Origin of the sequence: Streptomyces sp. NPDC050263, from assembly GCF_040655955.1 — a bacterium.
Taxonomy (GTDB): domain Bacteria; phylum Actinomycetota; class Actinomycetes; order Streptomycetales; family Streptomycetaceae; genus Streptomyces.
Genome location: NZ_JBFAKW010000063.1, coordinates 1 through 24517 on the forward strand (window position 1 = coordinate 1; position 24517 = coordinate 24517).

A 24517-nucleotide genomic window follows, 5' to 3' on the forward strand; every position below is an offset into this window, starting at 1 on the left:
TACGTCCAGTACGAGGACTTCCGGCCGGCACACCGAGAGCACGCACCGGACGCCGCTCCTTGACGGGCAAACGTTGCCTGCCGCGGCACTAGGCAGCGGCGGGGCCGCCTCTCACAGGGCAGGACATTCCGGGCGCGGCGCGACCACGCCCACGCGTACGCCGGCACGCACGCCGGCACGTAGGCCTGCGCCTACGCCGATTCGACCACCTCCGCGACGGCCGCGAGCGCGTCATGACGCGCGAACCCTCCCTGCAACTCCGCGGCCCGTCTGCGGTGTCCGGGCTCGGCCAGCACGGTCCGCACGGCGTCCCGCACGGCTTCGGGCGACGGCCGGCCGGTCCGCAGATCGCGCCCGGCCCCGCTCCACTCGACCCGGGCCGCCACCTCCGGCTTGTCCTCCCCGTCCCCGCCGACGACGAGCGGCACCCCGTGCCGCAGGGCCTCGTGCACACCGCCGTACCCGCCGTTGGTGACCAGCACCGAGGCATACGGCAGGAGCGCGTCGAGAGGGACGTATCCGCCGACGCGGGCGTTGGCCGGCACGGGCCCCGCCGCACGGATCTCGGCCGGGCCGTCCGCGCGTCCCGTGGCGGCCACGACGAGGACGTCGTCATCGGCCAGCGCTTCGAGGGCGGGTCGCACCAGCCGCCCGAGGTCGCGGTTGTCGAACGACCCCTGGGTGACGACGACGACCGGTCGCCGCGCCGACTCCACGTCCCCCCACCAGTCCGGGAGCGGCCGCGGCCGCGGCGGCGTGGCGGGCAGCGGGCCGACGAACCGGAACGAGCGCGGCAGGTCGGCGCGCGGATACTCGAAGCCCGGGACGGTCAGCTGAAGGTAGTGGTCCGGCGCGGTGACCAGGGTGTCGAGGACGAAGCCCGGCAACTCGACGCCGCTCTCTCCGAAGTTCTCCTCGATATGCCGCTGGGCGTCGGCGAAGCCCTCCCTGACCTGGTCGTTCATCTCTCGGTGCCGCTTCTTCGCGTCCTCCCCGGCCAGGGGCGGCAGCCCGAACCCGATGGGCGGCGCGTCCTCGCTGAGCAGGGTCGGCAGGGTGATGCCGAGGCTGACGGTGACCGGCCGGTGCCCGGGCGCGGCGGACAGGGAGAGCGCCGTGGTCCCCCAGAAGTACGGGTCGCCGATCACGACGGACGCCGGGAACCGGCGGGCCAGCAGGGCCCTGAGCGCGCGGTACTGGGCGGCGGTCGGATCGCCGAAGACGTGCTTGAGGTCGTACGACAGCTGCGCCGGTCCCGGCGGGAGGGCGGCGCGCTCGGGGAAGTACAGGTCCAGCTTGCGGTCGTCGAAGTCCGCCTCGGGCGGCAGCGCCACATGAAGGGCGCCGGCGGCCCGTACGTCCTCGGCGAACCGGCCGCCGGTCAGCACGACGACCTCGTGGCCGCGGCGCACCAGGTCGGCGGTCACGGCGAGAACCGGCTGAACATGGCCGTGGAACGGTGCCGCGGTGGCGATGACGAGTGTCACGGAGACTCCCTGCGCGGGGTGGGTGGACGGTGCCACAGGAGCGTAGGAACCCGGTGTGCAGAAGAAGTGGACACTCGGTCCGGCTGCCGGTTCAGCCCGCTCGGACCCGCTCAGCCCGGCCGCTCGGGGCCGAGGACCCACAGATCGTGGCGCTCGTACAGCCGTCGCACGGCCACCCGCAACACGGTGTTGGGCAGGTCGGGCACTTCGGCGGGCCACTCCCGGACGAGGATGTCCTCCAGGAGCTGGCGGTCGACGAACTCCTCCGACGCGGCCAGGTGGGCGAGGAAGTTCTCCAGCGCGGGCAGATGCCGTGAAGCCCTGGGCGCGACCAGCCAGTGCAGCAGCCAGACGGCCACCTGGACCGCCCGGGTCTCCAGGACGTCCTCGACGGCGGGGTCGGCGTGCCGGGGCCGGGGCCGCAGCAGCAGACGCTCGTAGAGCAGGCTCCTGCACAGTTCGCCCATCTCCGCGTCCGTGTACTCACGCTCCCCCAGCGTCCCGAGGACGAGGTTCTGGGCCTGGCAGTTCAGCCGCGTCCCCAGAATGTGGACGAGGTCGGTCACCGTCGCCTCGCCCAGGAGCCTGTTCCTCAGGGACTTGCGCAGGTCGTCGGCGTGCGGGGGGTGCGGATCCATCAGCTGTCTGACCAGTTCGTCGCGGACCCGCTGCTGCATCGGCAGCCTCGCCTTGAGGCGCTTCCTGGGCTTCGGGTGCGGAAGGACGTCCAGGAAGGAGATGTCTAGCGCCTCCCGCAGGATCGCCTCGCGCTCGTGCTGCGACAGCCGCGGGTCGTCCTGCCGGTACGGGTCCGCGGCGCCGACGGCGGGCGGGCGATCGGGCCGGGGCGGGACGGCCACGGTGTGCGCCGTGTTCGTCGGTGCGCGGTGCACCGGCGGAGGCGGAGGCGGTGGCGGTGGAGGCGGCTCCGTGGGCGGCAGTGTCGTCGGGCCGACGGGCGCGGCGGGCCCGGCGGTCGGCCAGGCGTCCTGGCGCGGGTCCGACGGCGTGGCCGTCTCGGGGCCGCCCGGGTCGCCGGTCTCCCGGTGCGGGCTCTCGCCGCGGGACGGGGTGTCGCGTCGTTCCGGCTTCGGCCCTGCCGCCGGCTCCGGTTCGGTCCAGAGACGGTCGTCGAGACGGTCGTCGACCCAGAGGTCGGGCTCGTCATCGCCGGGGTTCACGTCCGGAGAGGGGAGAGAGGGGGCGGTGGGTGCGACGGGCGGCCGGGGGGCCGGGGGGCGGGGGTGGAGGCGCGGGTGGCGGAGTCGGCCTGTCAGGGCGCCTTCGATGACGTCGTAGCGGTCCTCCTCCGGGAGGGACGCCGCGTCGGGGACGCGTTGCAGGGGGCGTCGGTACTCGTCCTGGGAGCGGGTGGTGAGCCAGTTGCGGTAGTGGGTGACCAGCAGCTCCGCGAGCTCGAAGGCGTGGTCCCGCCCGGGGTCGGTGAGCTTGATGCGGCGCAGGTCGTTGTCCTGGGTGTGGGAGCGACGCCAGTCCGGGACGAAGACCACGCGGTGCGGATGGGCGTCCGAGGTGTCGTAGGTGGCGTACGTCCAGCCGTCGTTGCCCAGCCAGTTGCCGAAGATGTCGCACAGGGCCCACAGGGCGGACAGCGCCGGGTCGGGGGGCGGTTCGTCGGTCTCGGCGCGGTCGCCGCGGGCGGCGTCGGCGGCCGACTCCAGTTCGCCGACGAGCGCCGACACGCGACCCGCCGGGGTGCGCAGCAGCTCGGCGACCAGGCGGACCAGCGGTTCCTGGATGAGCAGGACGCCGTCCTTCAGGGGGCCCTGTCGCCGGTCCGCCAGCTCCTGCACGGCCTTGAGGCCGAAGGGCGGGATCGTGCCCCGGGCCTCGTCCAGCCAGCCGTCCTCCTTCCAGGGCCCGGAGCCGAGGGCCAGGCAGAGGCGGGCGGTCAGGGTGGCGGCCGGGGCCATGAGGGCGTGGCACACCGTGTTCTCGCGGTTGTTGCCGTCCGTGTCCGGCATCCTGCGCAGCAGGACCGCCAGGTCGCCGTGGATCAGCCGCACCACGCTGGTGCGCCCGCCGCCGCCCTTCACCCGCAGCACCGAGCCGCGTTGTTCGGCGAGGTCGCGGGCGGTGCGTTCGTCGCACGAGTAGGCGACCGCGGTGATGCCCGCGCCGCGGGTGGCGCCCCGGCTGCCCGCCCACCGGAACACCATCTGGTCGACCACGCCGCTCCCGTCGCTCACATCCCCACCTCGGCGGGACCGTCGGCGCCGGTGTCGGCGATCATGCCGCACATCGAGAGCACCGAGACCAGCGGTTCCAGGACGCGGCGCGGACGGACGCCGTGCACGAAGCGGTCGTCGCGGTACTGGCTGCCGGTCGCGGACGCGAAGTGCAGGGTGCAGCGCAGCACGGTGTCGAACGGCCGGACCCAGGCCGGTCCCGCGTAGTGGCGCAGGAACGCGTAGGCGTCGCAGCTCTCGGCGCGGAACCGGGCGGCGGAGACCTGGGGCACGGCCGGCTGGGACAGCCAGCGGTCGACCGGCGGTTCGAAGGGCAGCAGATCGCACTTGTTGATCACCACGGCCGCGGCGACCCCGAGATACGTGCCGTTGCGAGGCAGTCGGTCCAGGACGGTCTGGAAGGCCGGGTCGCCGCCGCGGGTGTAGTGGAACGCGCCGCGCAGCGGGTCGAGTTGGGCGTGCGGCAGAGCGCGCAGCGGATCGACGACGAAGATCAGCGCGTCCACGCCGAGCATGAAGCGCAGCAGGGCGTCGGTGCGCCGCAGGTCCTCGCCGCTGAGGTCGAAGAAGGCGAGCGGACGGGTTCTGCCGTCGGCGCCGGTGAGCAGCAGGGCCTCCTCGAAGGTGGCGGAGGTCTCCAGCTGCGGGGTGTGCTCGAGCATCCGGCCGGAGCGCAGCACGTCGACCTGTTCCTCCATGAACTCGCGGTGGTCCTGCGGGTTCACGGACTGCCAGGTGATGCCGTAGGGCTCCAGGCCGCCGTCGGTGATCTCGCCGATCATCTGGGTGAGCAGGTGGGTCTTGCCGGTCGCGGAGTCGCCGACCATGGCGACGGTGAGCGGGCTGCCGTTGGTGAGGTAGGGGACGGGAATGTAGTGCGGGGTGACGCCGTCGGTGTTGCGGCAGCGCTGATAGGCGGAGCGCAGGGTGTCGGCCCGGCGCAGCGGGCTGGTCTGGCCGCTGAGGTCGAGGGTCTGGTACTGCTGGCGCTCGTCGCGGACGAAGAGGTGGCGGTCGTCGTAGGAGACGACCTCCAGGCAGTAGGGGCAGAGCAGGTCGGGGCCGGTGGCCCCGGCGGTGAACGGGCTCATCGGTAGCCGCCCCTTTCGGTGCCGGCGGTCTCGGGATCGTGGGCGGTGCTGCCGCCGTAGAGCCAGGCGCCCTCCTCGGCGGTGTCGGCCGGTGGCCGGGGTTCGCCGAGCCAGGGGGGCGCCGACGGCGGCGCGGAGGGTGGCGCGGACGGCGGTGGCGGGAGCGGGGCGCGGCGCAGGGAGGCGCGTTTGCGGCGCATCGCGGTGTCGAAGTCGCGCCGGTAGGGGTCGAGCGGGTCGGGCTGGGCGACGGCGGGGAAGTCGGCTCCGGCGCCGGGCATGAGGAGTTGCAGCAGGGTTCCGGGCGGCGGCCGGTCGGCGGCGCGGGGCGCGAAGACCGGGGCGAGGGTCTGGGCGAGGGAGGGGTGCGCGGGGAGGTCCGCGGAGGGACCTTCGGGGTGTCCGGGGCGTCCGGTGACCAGTTGGTGCATGATCTGGCCCACGCTCCACAGGGCGTCGCGCGCGTCCGTCAGGCCCTCGCCGTGCCGCTGTTCGGGGGCGGCGTAGGGCGGGATGCCGTACGGCCTGCGGGGGCGGCCGAGGTGGGTGACGGAGCCGAAGTCCCAGAGCTGGATGCCGTGGTCGTCCCAGCGCACGGCGGCGGGGACGAGGCCCTGGTGGACCAGTCCGACGGCCTCCATGAGCCGGACGGCGAGCACGAGATCGCGCTCGATGACGCGCTGCTGGCTGGTGGAGACGCCCTGGGCGAGGGCGGCGACGGAGCGGCCGCGGGGCGCCGCGTAGACGATGAAGGGTTCGGTGGCGTTGACGTCGTAGCCGATCGGCGCCGGGAAGAGGCCGCTGTAGCGGGTTCCGGAGTAGGCGCGGTGCACGGTCAGGACGGCGGCGGTCTCCGCCTCGATGGCGGTCTGCGCGGTCTCGTTGCCCGACTCGGCCTCGGGCAGGCGCACCTGGAGGCCGGCCCATTCGTCCCCGAACTGCACGCGCCGGCCGACGGCGGGCGGGCGGACCATCCGGGGCAGGTCGGGTCCGAAGCGGGCCTTGACCCGCAGCGGGGCGCCCTGCGGGGAGATCATGCCCAGCTCCTCGAACTCGCCGCCGGCTCGCGCGTTGTCGTCGTTCACCATGAGGCTCCCCCACTGTCACCGTGCGACATCCGGCTGTCGGCCTTGTCGTCGTCCGCGGCCCGCACGCGGATCCCTACCGTCTCGACCGCCCCCGGGCGCAGGGCGGTCAGTCCGATCGCGCCGACGAACCGGCCGGACGACATCCAGACGGCGTCGTCGGGCTCGGGCGCCGGGGCCGTGCCCAGCGCGGTGCGTACCGCCCGCGGTGCGAAGCGGATGACGTGCATGGCCGCCGGGTCCCGGCTGAGCAGCGGGAGTTGGGCCGTCGAGCACAGTGCGCGCAGCCGGTCGGCGGCCTCGGGGGTCAGAGCGTCGCGCAGGGGCCGCAGGCCGCTGCCGAGCAGGGCCATGGCGTCGCCGCGGCGGCGGCCGGGCCGGGCGAACGGGGGCACGGCCATGACCCCGCAGCGTTCGAGGTGGCGGCGGGCGGTGCCGAATCCGCCGCGGACGGCCTCGGCGAGGGTGTCGGCGGGCCGGTGCGCGGTCGCGGCCGGTCCGGTGGCGTCCCAGAAGCGGCGGAGGGCGTCGACGGTGGCGTCCGCGAGGTCGGCGACCAGCGTGGGCAGCAGTTCGGGGCCGCCGTCGGCGGTGGTGTGCACCAGCCAGTGCGGGGCGTCGGGGGACGGGGGACGGTCGTCGGCGTCGGATCCCGGCGGCTCGGGCGCGAGCGGTGGCTGGTCGAAGGCGGGGTGTTTGCGTCGGGGCACGTCGTCCCAGGGGCCTTCGTCGGCGGGGCGCTCGCTCCAGGGGTCCTCGGGCCAGGCCTCGTCCGACCAGGTGTCGGCGGGCCAGCCGTCGCCGGTCCGGCCCGCGCGGCCGGGGTCGTCCCGGGGCGGGAACGCGTCGGGGTCGGGCTGTTCGGGGGCGGTGGGGGTGTGCGCGGTCCGGCTGTCGTGCGCTTCGGCGGCGCTGCGGCGCAGGACCACCGCGAGGGCGCGGGCGGAGTCGGCGCACCGGGTGCGTTCGTCGGCGGCCCACCACTGCCGGCGCATCGCGTCGGCCAGGACGGCGTCCACCCCGTCCAGGCCCTGGCGCAGCACGGCGAGGCCGGTGCCCTCGCACCATTCGTCCACGGCCCGCACCCAGTCGGAGCAGACCATCAGCAGACAGGCCGCCGCGGCCACCGCCGTGCCGATCACCCCGATCCACAGGGGCGGGTCCAGGAGTCGCCCCAGGAAGAACGCGCCGGTCGCGCCGAGGGCGACGGCCAGCGCGCGGGGCACGGCGGCCTGGTGGACGGGTCCGCGCACCTCGGGGGCGGGGCGGCGGCCGGCGGCCAGGGCCCCGCCCACGAGCAGCACCAGGGCCGGCACGACGGCCAGCAGGGCGCCCGGCCAACGGCCCGGCCCGGCCAGGGCGACGAGCGCCGCGAGACCGGCGAGCCGCCCGAGTCCGGCGGAGGCGAAGCCGAACGGGTGGGAGACGCCGACCCGGCCGGGCAGCTCCGCCGGACAGCGCTGATCGAGGCGGGCGGCCAGGCCGGCGGCCGGCACCGTCGCGACCTGTTCGGACAGCGAGGTCAGCCGGCCGGCCACCGTGTGCAGGGCCAGGCCCCTGGAGAGCAGGCCGACGGTGAACGCGCCGAGTTCCTCCTCGGTGGCCCGCTCGGGCCGCGCCGTTAAGCGCGCGCCGGCCGGCGGGGTGACCCCCAGCCGGTCGAGCAGGGCCGCGGACTCGGCGGGCCCGATGCCGGGCGCCCCGCTCTCGCGCAGGACGCGGGCGACGACGTCGCGGTAGCGGCGCAGGCCGCGGGAGGCGTCCTCGACGGCCCGGGGCAGGGCCTGCGCGGCGGCCTTGCCGGTGAGCAGCGCGAGCGGCCGGGCGAGGTCCGACCATGCCGTGTCGGCGGCGTCCAGGGCACGGACGCAGGCGTCGCGTTCCGCGGCGACGGGCCCGTCGGGGCGCAGCATCCGCTCCGCGGGGCGGGTCGCGCCGTCCGGCAGCAGTGCGGCCAGGGCCCTGGGCAGGTCCTCGGGCACGGGGCCGGTCTCCTCGGCGGCGACCGGTGCTGCCGGGGCGCCGGCGAACCGGGCCAGGGCCGCGCGCCAGGCCCGGTCGCGGGCCTCGGCGGGCAGGTCGTAGGCGAGGACGTGGGCGGAGAGCGCGGCGGTGGCGGAGGGGCAGCGCAGAGCCTTCTCCAGCACCTCGTCGAACAGCTCGGGCGGGCGCAGCAGTTCGACCAGCAGGGCGACGGCGGCCTCGCTCTCGGCGGTCCGGTGTCCGGCGGGGCGCCGGTCCGGCTCGGGCCCTCCACAGCTCGGGTCGGAGACCCACAGGACGGCGGCGCCGGCCGTGCTGAGCACGGTCGGCAGACGCAGTCGGCGGCCGGCCCCGGCCGCACCGGTTCCGCCGACCGGTGCGTCCGCGGCGGGGGGCACGTCGCCGACCGCGACGCACAGCACCTGGGGCGTGGACCGGCCCGGGCAGCCCATGACGCGTTCGTAGGCGGCCGTGTGGGCGGTCAGGCCGACGGCGGTGTCCAGGATCAGCAGGCGCAGCGGTCCGTACCCGCCGAGGCGGGCGCGGCCGAGCTGTTCCTGCACGGTCCGCCGGGTGGCGGCCGGGTCGGCGGGGCGGCCCGGCGGCGGCCGCAGGTCGAGCACGCAGACGCCCTCGGCGTCGGCGTCGTCAGGCCTCACGTCGGTCACCGCGCGTCTCCCTTCCAGGGATCGTGCTCACCCGCGTCGTTCCATTCGTCCTGGCCGTCGCTGTCGGCGATCCCCCAGGCCACCGAGGGGTCGGCGCCCGGCCAGGGCGGGTCGGCGGGAGCCCGGTCCGGGTAGGGCGGGTAGCCGACGGGCTGCTCGGAGACGGGGACCGTGCGGCCCGCGGTGGGCACCTGCGTCGGCCCGAGGGGGCCGCCGTGCTGCTCCTGGCGGGCGGCCTCGGATCCCGGCCAGGGCGGCGGGGCTCCCTCGGCCGGGGCGCCGGGCGCGGTGCCCGGGCGGTACGGGGCGGAGGTGCCGTTCGCCGGCCCGTCCGGGGCGGCCGCTGCGGGCCGGCGGACGGGGTCGCCGTTCACCGTGCCGGGCCGGCGGGGTGCGCCGCCCGGTGTCTCGGCGGGGGCGGGGCGGTGCCACGGGGGCGCGGGTACGCCGTCGGGCTGGGGCGCGGTGCCGGGCGAACCGGCGGCCGGCGCCGCTCCGGGGTGTTCGCGCCGGGGCGGGGACGGGGGCTGGGGCTGCGGGACGCCGGGGAGTCCGCCGATGCGGGTCCATTCCTCCAGCGCGCGCAGTGTGGACTGGACGGCGCGCTCCTCGTTGGGGAAGGCGAGGTCGAGGGCGCCGGGCAGCGACACGGACCAGAACTCGCGCAGCGGGCGCAGCCATTCGGCGATCCGGCCGCCGTACATCCGCTCCCGCTCGGCCAGCAGGTCGAGTTGGCGCGGCGCGACTTCGTGGACCAACTTGAGGTAGAGGGGCGAGGGGCGGCTGCCGGAGGTGCCGAGGCCGCTGGGGAGGGTGTTCATCAGGACCCGGCAGTAGTCCTCGACGATGGCGTCCTCCTCCAGCAGCGCCCAGCGCTCGTAGGCGCGCAGCAGGCTCGCCCAGCTGGACACGCCGTCGCGGTGGTCGTCCAGCCGGAGGGTGAGGCCGGGGGCCTCGGGGCCCATCTCGTCGTGCAGGCGCAGGGTGACGCGCTGCGGGGAGGCGGGGTCGCCCTGGACGTCGACCCGGCCGTTCCAGATGACGCAGAGCAGTCGCTGGAGGATGTGCCGGCGGTCGTCGGGGGTGCAGGCCAGCCAGTCGTCCTGGTAGCCGAGCCGCTGACGCCAGCGCAGGACGTCGTCGTCGCGGCGGTCCTCCTGGGCGCGGGCCCACTGGCGCATGACCTCGCGGGCGCCGGGCACCTCGGTCAGGCTCATCTCGCTGCGGAACAGCACGACGGTGATCGAGTCCGTGTCGACGGGGCGGAAGACGATGCTGCGGCGGCCCTTGGGCAGGTGGAGGGCCTTCTCCAGGTAGTCCTCCAGCGCGGTCCTGCCGCCGAGGGTGCTGGGGTAGGTGATGAGGATCTTCAGCGGGCCGTTGCCCTCGGGGGTGAAGCCGGCCGGGAGCAGCCCGGCCAGTTTGTAGGTGAACTGCTCCAGCGCGGGCTTGCTGACGTTGCGGACGGCCTGTGCGTCGCCCACCGCCGCCGACAGGAGCGTGCCCATGCTGGGCAGCAGCGGCTGGGCGCGCTGCTGGGCGCCGGGCTCGGCGAACAGCTGCTCGACCCGCTTCTGGAGAACGGTCTTGACCTCCGAGACGGCGGCGGACGGGTTGCGCCGGCCAGCCGTGAAGGCGGCCTCCCAGCGGTCGGCCGAGACCAGGTGGGTCAGCAGGTCGGCCTCGTCGCCGCCGCGGCCGAGCTGGGCGCTCTCCACGAGGCGGTCGATCAGGTCCTCGTAGAAGTCGCGCAGGCTGTTCTGCGGGGGCAGCAGGTAGGAGACGCCGGCCCGGTCGTCGTACAGCTCCTTCAGACCGGCGGCCCAGGACCGCGGTTCCTCCTCCAGGTGTTTGTCGAAGGCCTCGGCGAGCCGGCCGATGTCGTGCCGGAGGTCCTCCGCCGAGCGGCGCCAGCGCGGTTCGTGTTCGTCCCAGGCACGGTGCCAGATGTCCTTGGCCCGCCACTCGTACCAGCGGTCCTGCTCGTCGAGGGCGGCGCGGACCTCCTCGTCGCCCCAACGGGCCCGCGACAGACCGCCGGCCCGGCGGTGGATGCGGGGCACGGACGGCGGCTGCACCTCGACGCCGGGCGGACGGGCCGGTTCCTGACGGCGGTTCTCGAGCATCCCGAGGAAGCCGAGTCCGACGGCGCCGGTCTGCCCGGGCACGCCCTTGACGACCGCCTCCAGGCTCAACAGGTCGACCTTGCGCAGCAGTTGCTCGGCCGCGACCCGCGGCACGAAGGCGTCCGCCAGCGCGGGCGCCTGGCGCTTGAGGCGGGTCTCCAGGTCGCCGAGGAGCCGCTGCATCTCCTCCAGCCGGTCGCGCAGCGCCTGCTGGATCTCCGAGGTGCCCTTGGGCACCGGGTCCGGGTCGGGCACGGGCAGCGCCTCCCGCCGCCACACGGGCGCGATGCCGGCGGCGGTGAACATCTCCTGCACCAGGGCGCGGACGTCCAGGGAGGTGTGGGACGCGGTGTCGGTGAGCCGGCGGACGGCCAGGGCGAGCATCCGGGCCGCGACCAGTTCGGCGAGTTCGTCGAGCGGGGAGGTCATGGCGGCGACCAGGCTGGTGGAGATGCCCCGGTGTCCGATGCCGGTGGCGGAGCGGATGCGCCGGTCCACCTCGGCGTTGATGAAGTTCGAGGAGAACGTCTGGTCGTCGTGGTCGGTGCCGCCGGCCGAGTCGCCCAGGTCGGTGCCGATCAGCGACATCACCAGGGAGACCATGGAGCGGCGCAGGTCGTCGGGGCGGATGCCCGCGGTGGGGCTGAACAGGAACGCCGTCGGGACGGTGCCGGTGCGCAGCCGCACCGGGTGCATCTGCGGGTAGCGCATGGCCGTCGGGTCCGGGCGGCCGGTGTCCCCCAGGTTGGCCTTGGGGTCGGGCACGTTCTGCTCGTCCACCAGCCGGGAGAGGTCCACGACGGCCCGGGCGGCGTTGAGTTCGGCCCGGCGGCCGCCGCCCTTGCCCGGCGGGAACGCCTTGGGCATGACGACCAGCGGGTACACCCGGGCGGACAGCCGCTTCTCCTTGAAGACCTGCCCGATCAGGTACAGGTAGTCCAGGAAGATCCCGGCGCCGGTGCCGCCCGCCACGGAGAACGCGACGAACACGTCACAGCCGCCCAGGGGTCCGCCGCCCAGTTCGCTGAGTTCGCCGCCGGACAGGCCGATGGCGTCGATCGCCCGGCGCAGCGGGTCGAGCACGGGGGCCGGTCCGTCCCGCAGGGTGGCGAACAGCGCGGCGCGGCCGACGGTGGGCAGCTGTCCCGCGCCGCTGCGCAGCGGGGTGACCTTGGGTTCGTCGTCCACCGGGGGCAGCCAGCCGGCCACCTCGGTGCGGAGCACGGCCCGGAGCATCTGGGTGACCTCGGGCGAGCTGTCGAACTCGGCGGGCAGCAGGTCGTGGGTGGCGCGCGCGGTGCGGGAGTACGCCTGCCGCAGCGCCGGGTCGGCGCTGAGGTGGGGCAGTTTGGCGAGTTCGGCCTCGCTGTAGTCGGCGTACACGAACTGGACGCAGTCGGGCAGTTGGTGCGGGAGCCGGCGGCCGTCGCCGGTGAGGGCGGTGCCGTCGGGCCCGCAGAGTTCGGCGCGCAGACGGCGTTCGAGCTCGGCCCCTACCAGGCCGCCGGTGCCGCCCAGCCCGACGAACAGCATCGGCTGGAATATCTTCATCGGTGCGATCCCCTCTGCCCGGGCGGCTGTTCGCGGCCCGGCAGCGTGTCCGTGTGGCCCGGCCCCCTGGTGCGGGCCGGTGGTGTGAGGTGTGCGCGACGGCGGGGCCGCAATGGTGTCCGGGGCCCCGCCGTCCGGTCACAGATCGGGGTCGTAGGCGCCGCCCGCCGGTCCGGACGGGTCCTGGCGCGGCCCTGGCGCGGTCGGGCCCGGGCGGCCGGGCCGGGTGGGCCGGTCGGCGCGGGTGAGCCCCGGGAGCGCGAGGCGGGGCAGGCGCAGTCCCCCGCCGAGCCCGGGTCGCGGGACGCGGCCGCGGACCGAGTCGACCTTCAGCCGCAGCTCGCCGGTGAGGGGCGCGGTCCGGCCGTATGCGACCGCGGTGCCGGAGGTCTCGGGGGTCCGCAGCCGGGCCATGCGCTGGGCGTCCCGTCGTACGGCGAACCGGCCCTGCCGGTCCGGCACCAGCCGGGGGTCGGCGCCGCTGCCGACGACCACGCCGAAGCGGTACTCGGGGCCGTCCGTCCGCACCTGGATGGTGCTGACGGGCCGTTCGCCCTGGCCGTTCTCGTCCGGGACGAGCAGGGTGAGGACCAGTCCGCGCACGTTGTGGACGCGTCTGCCCTCCAGCAGCCGCCAGCCCGTGCCGGCGGTCGCGGCGACCAGCAGCAGGCCGAGGACCAGCAGCAGCACCCAGTGCTGTGCCGGCCAGCTCGGCGGCGGAGTCACCCGCAGGGTCAGCAGCCGGGCGTCCAGGACCCGGTCGGGCTGCCCGGTGTCGTACACCACGATCTTGGCCGAGAGCCGGCCGGGAGCGACGCCGGCGCCGACGCGCACCTCGGCCCGCACGGTCCGGGTCTGCCCCGGCTCGACGCGGACGCGGGCCGGGGTGACGGTGAGGTCGCCCCGCGAGCTGTCCTCCAGGATCAGGTGCAGCACGCGCGCCTCGGCGGCGTCGTCGGACGCCTTGAGGGTCAGCGGCACGCTGTCGCCCGGGTGCAGGGTGGCGTCGGAGACGCCGAGATGGGCCTGCACCTGTGCGGTGACCCCGGCCACTCCGGTCACGAACGGCCGGTGGTCGGCGGTGAGTCCGATGGCGGTGAGCACGCCGGTCACCTTGAGGCGGTCCTTCGCCGTCCGCGGGATCGTGACCGTGCCGGTGAACCGGCCGTCGCCCGCGCGGGCGTCCTCGCCGCTCCCGTCGTCGGCGAGCTCGACGCCCTGGGGGGTGAACCCGGCGCCGTCGAGGGTGGCCGAGACCTTCAGCGCCTCGAGGTCGGCCGGGTCGCTGACCGGCTGGTCGTTCCACGTCTGGAGCTGGAGGCCGACGGTCGCCCGCTCGCCGGGACGCGGGGAGGCGGGCGTCATCACGATCGACGAGCGCAGCGCGCCGCGCCACTGCACGCCCACGCTGGCGAGCTGGTCGCGGTGGCCCTCCGGCGCGCTCAGGTCCACCGTCCAGGTGCCGGGGCGCGGGGCGACGATGCGCAGCGACTCCACCTCCTGGTCGGCGCCGGTGAGCCGGTAGGAGGACACGCCGTCGTCGCGGGTGCCGTCGATCTCCTCGCCGCCCGGGGCCCGGATGCGCACCTCGACCGCCGGGTCGCCCTTGGAGACCACGATGGTGGCCAGCGTGGCGAGCGGCGAGATCCGCAGCTTGAACGTGGCGGGCGGGGTGTCCTCGTGGGTGGGGTCGGAGATGAGACAGCGCGCGCTGGCGAACGCCTTGCGGACGGCCTCGCCCAGCGCGGCGGAGTCCTCGACGACCCGGGAGGCGGGCTTCGCCTGCGGCAGGTCGACGCAGGCGCCCTGGTAGCCGCCGGCCGCCATGGCGCGCAGGGCGTCCGGGTCGGGCGAGCCGAAGCCGAGCGGCCAGATCTGCACCTCGGCCTGCCTGGCCTCGGCGAGGGCCCGCTGGAGCTCCCGCTCGCCGTTGGCCTTGCGGCTCTCCTCGTCCGCGCCGTAGGCGGGGCTGTCCGAGACGTCCAGGACGCCGTCGGTGAGCAGGAAGAGGATCCGGGGGCCGGTGACCGAGCCCTCGGCGAGCCGGGCGATGCCCTGTCGGACGGCGGCCGGGAAGTCGGTGCCGGTGCCCTCGCCCTTGCCGCGCCGGTCGAGCTTTCCGACGCAGGCGGCGATCTTCTCGCGGGCCACCTCGGTCAGGGCGGTGGTCGGACACACCTCGTCGACGGCCTGCTGTGCGTCGTTGTCGGCGCTGGCGAACCCGAGCACGGTCAGCCGCGAGCCGGTGGATATCTCGCCGAGCGCGATGCGCTGCGCGGCGTCCCGCTCTCGTTCCACGTCGTCGGCGCTCAGGCTGTTCGACTCGTCGACCGCCACGGCCAGGTTGATCGATTCCGGCGCGGGCGGAGCGGCGGCCCGGCCCGCGTCGGCGGCGCCGGGCGCCGGGCCGGCGGCGCCGATCAGCAGCGCCGCCGCGATCAGCGCGGCCGCCGCACGGGCGGAGCGAGCCGAGCGACGCACACGAAGACGTCTCGAACATTTGCTCAGATACCGGACATCACTGCTACGTAGCTTCCCCACGTTCCCCACTTCGCCTTCCGACTATGTCCCGGTCCCTGTCGCGAGCCCTGTCGCGGACCGGACGATCAACCGACCAGCAGCCCGACCGCGGCGCACGCCAGCCCCGTGAGCGCCGAGAGGATCCCCCACCGGATCCACCGGTACTTCGCGGCGAGGATGGCGCTGATGTCGACCGCCTGGGTCAGCAGCCAGACCACCGGATCCTGGCCCGCCCGGGCGGCCTCCGTCCGGATCCCCTCGATGCCGTCGTCCCGGTGGAGGGCCAGGACGTCGGCGTAGTACGTGAGCCCCGGGCCGCCGCGCCGCGTACCGCTGCGCGGCAGGACCGCGTGGACCAGCGCGCCGACGCCGGCCAGCCACCCGGCGCCCGCCAGGGCGAACAGCACCGGCGCGGTGTTCGTCCGCCAGTGCGGCAGCCCGGTGATGCCCAGGAGCAGCGTGGGCAGCGCGATCACCAGCGTCAGCAGGAAGGACGCCTTGGCGTCGGCGCGTCCCGCGTCCTCCCGGATCACCGCCAGCAGCCGCGCCGCCACGAACTGCGCCTCCCCGTCACCGGCCATCGCCGTCCCGCCCTTCGGGAGCGGCGTTCCAGTAGTCGTCGTCGCGCCGCCGACGCCGGGGGCCGTCCGGCTGGTACGGCTGGTACGGCTCCGGGGTGTACGCCTGCGGGGTGTGCGGCTCCGGGGTGTACGCCTGCGGGGTGTGCGGCTCCGGCCGGTCGGATCCCGGCCACGGCGGGGTGTCCTCGGGTTCCGGCCTCGGGAGTTCCCTCGGCGGCGGCACGAAGGGGCCGGGCACCGCGGGGCCCGGTACCGCGGGTCCGGGCGCGACGGGGGGTGCGAAGCCGCCCTGGGTCAGCGAGGCGAGCACCCTGGTCCGCAGGAACGCCTCCAGCTCGGGGCTGGTGATCCGGCCCTGTTCCAGCATGCGGAGGAAGAACTCCTGGGTCTCGCGGCGGCCTTGGGCCTCGTCCTCGCGCATCATGGCGATGACGTCGGCCACGTCCTCCCGGTCGCCCATCGCCATCAGATAGGTGAGCCGGCCCTCCGCCGAACCCGTCGGCAGATGGGCGAACTCCTCCAGGCGGCGGGCGACCGCGTCCCGCTGCGCGGTCTGCTCCCGCGCCTCGGCGACCTGGCGCTTGCGCATCTCGTCGGTGTCCACCTCGACGAACAGCCGGGTGCGCAGGCCCACATCGGCCCCGAAGTCGGCCCAGCGGTCGGTCTCGGTCTCCGCCAGGATGGCCTGGTCGGCCCGCTGCACGTCCTCCACCGCGAACAGGCCGGAGACCTGCCGCAGCCGGGAGACGATCTCCGGGCCCAGATCGCTCTCGATGCTCGCCAGCCGCATGTGGGCGACCCGCTGGTAGTCCGTCACCTCCCAGCGCAGGGTGACCTTCGTCGGGAAGAAGGTGGCCCCGTTCGCCGTCGGCAGGTCGACGGTGAAGACGGTGGTGTGCCGTCCGCGGGCTATCTCGCAGACGCTGACCGGCCGGGCCCAGTAGCGCCGGGGCACGAGGTGCTCGGTGCCCTGCGAGGTGACGAGGCTGCAGCCGCCGCCGTCGTAGTAGACGATCGAGGCGATCTCGGCGCTCGTGTGCTGGAACTTGGCTCCCTGCAACACCCGTTCACGCAGATAGGGCCCGGTGACGGTGTCCGGTAGACCGGCCGCTTCCGGCTGCGGTTCGTCGCTCACTGCTGTCCCTCTCCTCGGCCACGCAGGCCTGCCCCCACCGCGTCGAGCACATGGCCGACGAAGCGTTCGTCCATCGGCTCTCCCGGGTCGGCGGCCATCGCCTCCAGGACCCAGCCGAGCCGCTGCCAGTCCCGCTCCTCACGGACGAGGAGCGGGAGGAACCACACGAGCGCCCGGAGCAGTTCGCCGTCCGCGACTGCTGCGGCCTCCGCGGCTGCTGCGGCCTCCGTCGCTTCCGCGTCCGGTTGCGTCTGTCGGGCCGCGCGCAGCCACGAGGACAGTCCGTCCAGGGCGCGCTCGCCCGAGAGATGGCTGTCGAAGACCCGCCAGAGCAGTCCGGCCAGCGGACCGGCCGCCTCCGGCACCGCGACGGCGATCGCGAGCGCCAGCGGCCAGTCGCGCAGCCGGCCCAGCTCCGCGTCGACGGCCGCGACGTCCGCCCGGGGCACGGCCGGGCGGCCCGGGACCGTCCGCCACACCCCGGGAAGGCGGACGCTCCCGGCCGCCCGGCCCGCCGACGGCGCCGCGCCCACCCGGCCCGGGCGTCGGAGCGTCCGGGCCGCACCGGCGGGGTCGGTCCGGCCTTCCGGGTCGGCGGGCTCGCCGTCGGCGCCGTCAGCGTCGGGGCTCTCGGGTTCCCAGTAGTCGTCGCCGGAGGCGGTGCACAGCCGCACCCCGGTCAGCAGGGCGAGGTCACGCCGGTCTCCGGCCACTTCCCCGGCCCATTCGCCCAGCAGGGTCAGCGCCTCGGCGGCCCGGCTGCCCGCGGCCAGCCGGGCCAGGGCGTAGGAGGCGACCTGGAGGTGCCGGCCCTCGTCCCTGGTGCCGAGGCGGCCGAGCAGTTCCACGGCGGTGCGGGTGTCGGGCTCGATCCTGCCGTGGCCGAGGGTCAGGGCGGCCGTCCAGCGCAGGCCCGCGTCGTCCGCGTGCGCCCACTCCTCGACGACGGCCCGGACCGCCGTCCGGTACGGCTCGCGGCGCCCGGCCTGGTCCAGGGCGGTGGCGGCGGCGTACCGCCTGCGGGCCGAGCGCGCGGAGGCGAGCGGGGCCACCAGTTCGACGAAGCCGTACCCGGGGTCGGCGGTGCACAGTTCGCCGGCCACCAGGGCGGCGCGGACCCAGACCTGCGGCCGGGGGTCGTCGGCGAGCGCCCGCAGCCAGCGGACGACGGGCGCGCGGGCCGCGTGGTGGCTCTGCCACACCTCGGCGAGGACCGCGCCGGCGAAGGCGTCCCCCTGGTAGCGGACGGTGCGCACGGGAAGCGGCACTCCGGCCGGACTCTCGTCCTCGGTCTGCCCGAACTCGGCCCGGGCTGCGGCGAGCAGGCCGTCCCAGTCCTCGGCGAACACCGGACGTCCGGGCTCCTCCCCGGGTGTCCGGGCGGTCAGCAGTTCCCGGGCCAGCAGGTCGGCCGCGTCGGCGACCGAGCTGAAGGCCTCGCCGTCCAGGACCGCCAGGGCCACCCGGAACGCGGCCTGCCTCAGCAGGGCGTGGGTCGCCTCCTCGGTCGCCCCCGCCGCCCGGCCCCCGGCGAACCAGGACCGGACCTGGGCGCGCGCCACCTCGCCGCAGCGGTCCAGGAGTCGGTCCCTGGTCAGCTCGCCACGGAGGTGCCGTACGAACCAGCGCCGCCAGCGCGTCGGTCTCGGCGGGACGCAGACCGTCGAGCGGGATGCCCAGCGCCTGACGCAGGAGCGGGTGGCGCAGGATCCGCTCGCCCCGGTCGAGGGCGTCCGGGCCCGCTACTGCTTCCGCGCCCCCTTCCGCTTCCCCTTCTGCTTCTTCTCCCGCTCTTCCTTCCGCTCTTCCTTCCGCTCTTCCTTCCGCTCTTCCTTCTCCGGCCGTGAGGTGTCGCAGCAGGTGCCAGGAGAGCAGTTCGGGGGCGGGCGCGGACGGGCAGCGCAGGGCGTGCCGTCCGGTCAGCAGGGCGCCGGCCGGGGTGGACGGGGAGGCGACCAGCACGGCGTACGCGTCACGCCGGGCCAGGGCGGCGGCCAGGGCGCCCAGATGCGCCTCGCTCGGCGGGGTCCAGTCGCCCGGTGTGTCGGGCAGGCGGAGGACGAAGCCGCCGCCCGACGCCACACGTCCGGCGACCGTGGCGGGGTCGCGGAGGATGTGGTCCAGCGAGGAGGCGTCCAGCCGGGTCACCTGGCCGGGGGCGAGGTCGGCGTCCTCGCGGGTGTCGTCGGCCGGTTCCTTCCGGGCCTGCTGCCGGACGTCCCTCGTCAGCTCCTCCAGCAGGCACAGTGCGGTGGTCCGGCGTCCGGTGCCCGGCGGTGCCACGACGACGAGCACCCTGCGCTCGCGCAGCGTCTCCTTGAGCACCTGGTAGCCGTCGGGAGCGCAGTAACTCCGGCTGAGCCGGACGAGTTCGTCCTCCGGCACCTCGCCGAGGACGGCGGAGCCGGCGTCGCCCGCGCCCAGGTAGACGTTGCCGAAGTGGGCGTGGCCGAAGCTGGTGCGGTCGAACACGCTGCTGTTGCCGCGCACGGTGAACCGGGCGCGCCCTTCGGACCGGGACCGGCTGACGGCCCGGGCGCCGCCGGTGGCGCCGTCGGCCGCGACGGGGTCCCGCATGGCCTCCCTGAAGCGCTCGCCGTCCCGCCGCTGCTTGTCCTCCCACTCCGCCCGGGCCCGCTGAGCGGCTTCGTCGTCCTTGTCCTTGTCCCTGTCCCTGCCCTTGTCCCTGTCCCCGTCCCTGCCCTTGTCCCTGCCCTTGTCCTTGTCCCTGTCCCTGTCCCTGTCCCTGTCCCTGTCCCTGCCCTTGTCCCTGTCCTTGGCGTCGCGCTCGGCGTCGCCCTTGTCCTTGACGTTGTCCTTGTCCTCGGGGGCACCGGACCCCCGGTCGCGCTCGTCCCGGTCCCGGTCGGCAGGCTGCCGCACCGGCGCGGCGCCGGCGTCTGCGGCTGCCGTCGCGGCGAAGCCCTCCGGGCTCACCCGGACGCTCCGTGACCGGTTCCGCGTCCTCCGAAGTGCGTCGGCCCGTGCAGCACGGAGTCGGTGACGACATAGCTGTCGCCGTCGACGTCGATGTCGAACCGGGCTCCTTCCCCCTCCGTGCCCCGCGTGACCCCCGTGCGGTCCGGCTCCGGCGCGCGGGCCGCTCGGGGCGGCGTGGCGTCGGCGCCCGCGCTCCTGCCCGCGAACGCCTCGTCGCCCGGCACCGCGGGGCGCACCTCACCCGGGATGTGGAACCAGGCGGTCGTCGGGCCCTCCTTGAGGGCGACGGGCGCCGCGCGGTAGGCGGGGGGCTCGATGAAGCGGCCGCCGTGCTTGACCACGTCCTGGTAGAGCCGCTCGGTGACGACGCAGACCAGATCCCGCCCGGAGCGCTCCAGCACCGCCCGGGTGGCCTCGGCGTCGGCGAGTCGGCAGACCAGGTCCATCGCCTCGCCGGCGAGGCCGTTGTCGTCCTGCGCCACGGGCCCGACGTGCATGGCGACCCGGAGGGCCAGGCGTCGGCTCCGCTCCTCGTTCAGGGGTCTCAGCCCCTGGTGGATCTCGGCCAGCCAGGACCCGATCAGCCGGGCGGGCGGCACCCTGGCGTCGAGGGCGGCGATGAAGCCGTCGCCCCGGTCCTCCCGGTGGATGAGCGCCGGGCCGACCCCCACGGCGTGGAAGGCGTTGTCGGTCAGTTCGTAGACGTCCCGGCGCATGCGCAGTTTCGCGCCATCGCGCAGACCCCCCGATCCCCGGACGTCCACACTCATCAAGAACTTGTAGATAGCACTGCCCGCCACCCGCATCGCCCCCCGTCCTGCGTGAATGGGCATCAGCATTCCGGATTCGGGAGCGGCTGGATGTAGCCGTTTACACATTGCGATGCTCGAGCGGGAGCATGCCGGGGAGTCCGCGCCCCGGGCGCACGGAGACCACTCCGTTTCACCACCTCGCGCCCCCGGAAGGCGGGGAGATCGCCGAGCGAGGTACGGTTGACAATGGCCCGCCAAAACGGGACATCCGGTCGATGGCGACGCCCTTGCCGCCGATGTGGGGCAAGTCTCGCGGGTCGGCGAACGATGCAGGTCAAAGCGTTGCCGATGATCAATTCCGGATACCCGGACGGCCCTGTCCGGTGGCCGGGCCGAGCGGGCGAGCCTAGCGTCGTACTAAAATTTCCGGCTTGTTACGGCGTTGGACCGGACAACCCCAGGCAAACCTGCGGGCCCGCCGGCGCCCCGGAGGCTTCCGGGATCGAGACGCGAGGACCGATGGCAGCCATTCACGAGAGCAGTGCTCTCGGCCTGCTCGACGAAGAAATCCGCGTACAGCTCGGTGACACCGCACGCTTCTCCGGTGGTCCCGCCGCCTCTCCACGCACCCTCGTGGACATCTTCGACGCGGCCGTGCGGTCGTTCCCGGACGAGCTCGCCCTGGACGACGGCAGCACGCCCCTCACCTACCGCGCCCTCGCCGTCGAGGTGGAGCACCTCCGGCGCCGACTGGCGGCCGCAGGGGTCGGGCTCGGCGACCGGGTGGGCGTGCGCGTGCCGTCCGGCACCAATGACCTCTACGTGGCGATCCTGGCCGTCCTCGCGGTCGGCGCGGCCTACGTCCCGGTGGACGCCGAGGACCCCGACGAGCGGGCCGAGCTGGTGTTCGGCGAGGCGGACGTACGGGCCGTCGTCGGCGCCGGGCACGCGATCACCGTCCACGGCGCGTCCGAAGCCGCGGCCGGCCGGCCCGGCACCGAGCACGACGCCTGGATCATCTTCACCTCCGGCTCCACCGGCAGGCCCAAGGGCGTCGCCGTCGGCCACCGCAGCGCCGCCGCGTTCGTGGACGCCGAGGCCGCGCTGTTCCTCACCGAGGAGCCGATCGGCCCCGGCGACCGGGTCATGGCGGGTCTGTCGGTGGCCTTCGACGCCTCCTGCGAGGAGATGTGGCTGGCCTGGCGGTACGGGGCCTGTCTGGTGCCGGTGCCCCGGTCGCAGGTCAGGAGCGGCGCCGACCTCGGGCCCTGGCTGGTCGAGCAGGAGATCACGGTCGTCTCGACCGTGCCGACGCTGGCCGCGCTCTGGGAGCCCGAGGCCCTCAACGAGGTCCGGCTGCTGATCTTCGGCGGCGAGGCCTGCCCGCCCGAGCTGGTGCAGCGGCTGGTCACGGAGGGGCGGGAGGTCTGGAACACGTACGGGCCGACCGAGGCCACCGTGGTCGCCTGCGCCTCCCTGATGTCCGGCGAGGAGCCGATCCGGATCGGGCTGCCGCTCAGGGGCTGGGAACTGGCCGTGGTGGACGAGGCCGGGGAGCCCGTGCCGATGGGCGCCGGCGGTCAGCTGGTGATCGGCGGGGTCGGACTCGCCCGCTATCTCGACGCCGAGAAGGACGCGGAGAAGTACGCGCCGCTGGAGTCGCTGGGCTGGGAGCGGGCGTACCGCAGCGGTGACCTGGTGCGCGCCGACGCCGAGGGGCTCGTCTTCCTCGGACGGGCCGACGAGCAGATCAAGCTCGGCGGGCGGCGCATCGAGCTGGGCGAGGTGGACGCGGCGCTCCAGGCGCTGCCGGGCGTCGCGGGGGCCGCGGCCGCCGTGCGGACCGCGCGCAGCGGCAACCAGCTCCTCGTCGGGTACGTCGTCACGCAGGACGGCTGGGACCAGGCGGCGGCCGTGGAGCGGCTGCGCGCCGAGCTGCCCGCCGCCCTGGTGCCGCTGCTCGCGCCCGTCGACGACCTGCCGACGCGGACGTCCGGCAAGGTCGACCGCAACGCGCTGCCCTGGCCCCTGGAGGGCCTGGAGACGGCCGGCCCGGCCGAGCAGCTCTACGGCACCGAGGCGTGGCTGGCCGAGCAGTGGACGGAGGTCCTCGGCATCCCCGTCGGCAGCGCCCGCGACGACTTCTTCGCGATCGGCGGCGGCAGCCTGGCCGCCGCCCAGCTGACGACGAGGCTGCGCACCCGCTACCCGAGCGCCGCCGTCCTCGACATCTACCAGCAGCCCACCCTGCGCAAGCTCGCCCGGCACCTGGAGGAGTCCGCGCAGGGCGACGGCTCGGCCCGGGTCATCGCCCCGGTGCCGACGCGCGCCAAGGCGATCCAGCTCCTGCTGCTCCTGCCGCTGTTCACCCTGCGCGGAGTGCGCTGGACCGTGCCGCTCGCCCTGATCGGGAACCTGCTGCCCGGACACGCCTGGCTGCCGACCGCCCCCTGGTGGCTGATCGTGGCCGGGCTCCTGCTGCTCTTCAGCCCGCCCGGACGGCTCGCGATCGCCGCGGGCGGGGCACGGCTGCTGCTGCGCGGTGTGCAGCCCGGCCGCTACCCGCGCGGCGGCAGCGTCCATCTGCGGCTGTGGACGGCGGAGCAGCTGGCCGAGTTCATCGGGGCGACCTCGCTGACCGGAGCCTGGCTGGAGCGGTACGCGCGGGCCCTGGGCGCCAAGGTCGGGCCCGACGTGGACCTGCACTCGCTGCCGCCGGTGACCGGCATGCTGAAGCTGGGCCGGGGCGCGGCCGTGGAGTCCGAGGTGGACCTGTCCGGTCACTGGCTGGACGGCGACCGGCTGGAGATCGGCCCGGTCAAGGTGGGCGCGCACGCGGTCGTCGGCACGCGCAGCATGCTCTTCCCGGGAGCCCGGGTCGGCAAGCGGGCCGAGGTGGCGCCGGGTTCGGCGGTCACCGGTCAGATTCCCACCGGTCAGCGGTGGGCGGGCGCGCCCGCGGTCAAGCTCGGCAAGGCCAAGCGCAACTGGCCCAAGGAGCGGCCGGCGCGGGGCACGTACTGGCGGGTGATGTACGGCCTGACCGGTTTCGCGCTGACCTCGCTGCCCGTGCTGGCGGCCGGCGCGGCCCTGCTGGTGGCGAGCCTGTTCGTGGCGTCCGGCGACGGGCTCGGCGAGGCCCTTCGGGGCGCCGCGCTCGCGCTGGTGCCGGCCACGCTCGCCTTCGGGCTGGCGTACGCCGTGGTGCTGCTGATCGCCGTGCGGCTGCTGAGCATCGGCCTGCGCGAGGGCACGCATCCCACGCACAGCCGGATCGGCTGGCAGGCCTGGACCGTGACGCAGCTGATGGACCGCTCGCGCGAGACCCTGTTCCCGCTGTACGCCGGGCTGGTCACGCCGGTGTGGCTGCGGCTGCTCGGGATGCGCATCGGCAAGGGCGCCGAGGTGTCGACCGTCCTCGCGCTGCCCAGCCTGACCACGGTCGGCGAGGGCGCGTTCCTCGCCGACGACACGCTGACCGCGCCGTACGAGCTCGGTGGCGGCTGGGTGCGGATCGGGCGCGCGGAGATCGGTCGGCGGGCCTTCCTCGGCAACTCGGGGATGACCGCGCCAGGGCGCAGCGTGCCGGACGGCGGCCTGGTGGGCGTGTTGTCGGCGACGCCGAAGAAGGCGAAGAAGGGCAGCTCGTACCTGGGGCTGCCGCCGGTCAGGCTGCCGCGGAACACGACCGGCGGCGACCAGAGCCGGACCTACGAGCCGCCGGCGCGGCTGCTGTGGGCGCGCGCCCTGGTGGAGCTGTGCCGGATCGTGCCGGTGTTCTGCTCGGCGGGGCTGGCGGTGCTGACGGTGGCGGCGCTGTGCGCGCTGGGCGCCTGGGCGCCGCTGCTGTCCGGGCTGGTGCTGCTGGGCGCGGGAGCGGCCGCGGCTCTGTTGTCCGTCGTGGCGAAGTGGCTCCTCGTGGGCCGGCACCGCAGTGGCGAGCACCCGCTGTGGAGCGGGTTCGTGTGGCGCAACGAGCTGGCGGACACGTTCGTCGAGGTCGTCGCGGTGCCGTGGCTGGCGGGCGCCGTGCCGGGCACGCCGGTGATGACGGCGTGGCTGCGCGCGCTCGGGGCGCGGATCGGCGCGGGCGTGTGGGTGGAAAGCTATTGGCTGCCGGAGTCGGACCTGGTGACACTGGAGGACGGGGCCACGGTCAACCGGGGCTGTGTGCTCCAGACTCACCTCTTCCACGACCGGATCTTGCGGACGGATACTGTGGTCCTCCGAGAGGGTGCCACGCTGGGCCCTGGCGGGATCGTGCTGCCCGGCAGCACGATCGGGGCCCGTACGACCCTGGGCCCCGCGTCGCTCGTCATGGCCGCGGAGTCCGTCCCGGAGGACACCCGCTGGCTCGGCAACCCGATCGAGGCGTGGCGTCCCTGAGA

Annotated in this window: 12 protein-coding genes; 1 reads left to right on the forward strand and 11 read right to left on the reverse strand. The window is 75.1% G+C overall.

From position 1 onward, the window contains the following. Positions 1 to 191: 191 nt before the first annotated feature. From AB0J04_RS25875 to AB0J04_RS25925, 11 genes are all read right to left on the reverse strand, one after another. A complete protein-coding gene (locus AB0J04_RS25875) occupies positions 192 to 1487 on the reverse strand; it encodes a nucleotide disphospho-sugar-binding domain-containing protein (RefSeq protein WP_363170933.1) in 1296 nt (431 codons plus the stop codon). 110 nt (positions 1488 to 1597) lie between these two features. Then, positions 1598 to 3697: a hypothetical protein gene (locus AB0J04_RS25880; RefSeq protein ID WP_363170934.1), complete on the reverse strand. Its 2100-nt coding sequence runs from the start codon at positions 3695 to 3697 to the stop codon at positions 1598 to 1600. Beyond that, entirely contained in the window at positions 3694 to 4788 is a 1095-nt protein-coding gene (locus AB0J04_RS25885) for a hypothetical protein (protein WP_363170935.1), read from the reverse strand. The genes AB0J04_RS25880 and AB0J04_RS25885 overlap by 4 nt, the downstream gene beginning before the upstream one ends. Further along, complete coding sequence (locus tag AB0J04_RS25890) at positions 4785 to 5876, reverse strand: hypothetical protein (protein ID WP_363170936.1); 1092 nt, start codon at positions 5874 to 5876, stop codon at positions 4785 to 4787. The genes AB0J04_RS25885 and AB0J04_RS25890 overlap by 4 nt, the downstream gene beginning before the upstream one ends. Continuing rightward, positions 5870 to 8524: a hypothetical protein gene (locus tag AB0J04_RS25895; protein WP_363170937.1), complete on the reverse strand. Its 2655-nt coding sequence runs from the start codon at positions 8522 to 8524 to the stop codon at positions 5870 to 5872. Before AB0J04_RS25895 ends, AB0J04_RS25890 begins: the two co-directional genes overlap by 7 nt. Further along, entirely contained in the window at positions 8521 to 12201 is a 3681-nt protein-coding gene (locus tag AB0J04_RS25900) for a tubulin-like doman-containing protein (protein WP_363170938.1), read from the reverse strand. Before AB0J04_RS25900 ends, AB0J04_RS25895 begins: the two co-directional genes overlap by 4 nt. A 138-nt stretch (positions 12202 to 12339) precedes the next feature. Beyond that, positions 12340 to 14682 carry a vWA domain-containing protein gene (locus AB0J04_RS25905; RefSeq protein ID WP_363170939.1) on the reverse strand — a complete coding sequence of 781 codons (2343 nt, stop codon included), beginning with the start codon at positions 14680 to 14682 and terminating at the stop codon, positions 12340 to 12342. A 125-nt stretch (positions 14683 to 14807) separates the two neighbouring features. Next, a complete protein-coding gene (locus AB0J04_RS25910) occupies positions 14808 to 15302 on the reverse strand; it encodes a Pycsar system effector family protein (protein ID WP_363170940.1) in 495 nt (164 codons plus the stop codon). Continuing rightward, entirely contained in the window at positions 15292 to 16437 is a 1146-nt protein-coding gene (locus tag AB0J04_RS25915; RefSeq protein ID WP_363170941.1) for a hypothetical protein, read from the reverse strand. Before AB0J04_RS25915 ends, AB0J04_RS25910 begins: the two co-directional genes overlap by 11 nt. Further along, positions 16434 to 17999, reverse strand: coding sequence for a hypothetical protein (locus AB0J04_RS25920; RefSeq protein ID WP_363170942.1), 1566 nt, complete (start codon positions 17997 to 17999; stop codon positions 16434 to 16436). Before AB0J04_RS25920 ends, AB0J04_RS25915 begins: the two co-directional genes overlap by 4 nt. A 1371-nt stretch (positions 18000 to 19370) precedes the next feature. After that, the gene (locus AB0J04_RS25925; RefSeq protein ID WP_363170943.1) at positions 19371 to 20147 is read right to left on the reverse strand and encodes a hypothetical protein; all 777 of its coding nucleotides are present in this window, start codon (positions 20145 to 20147) and stop codon (positions 19371 to 19373) included. A gap of 501 nt (positions 20148 to 20648) precedes the next feature. On the opposite strand from AB0J04_RS25925, the gene AB0J04_RS25930 reads away from it, so the two are divergent. Beyond that, complete coding sequence (locus AB0J04_RS25930; protein ID WP_363170944.1) at positions 20649 to 24515, forward strand: Pls/PosA family non-ribosomal peptide synthetase; 3867 nt, start codon at positions 20649 to 20651, stop codon at positions 24513 to 24515. Positions 24516 to 24517: the final 2 nt, after the last annotated feature.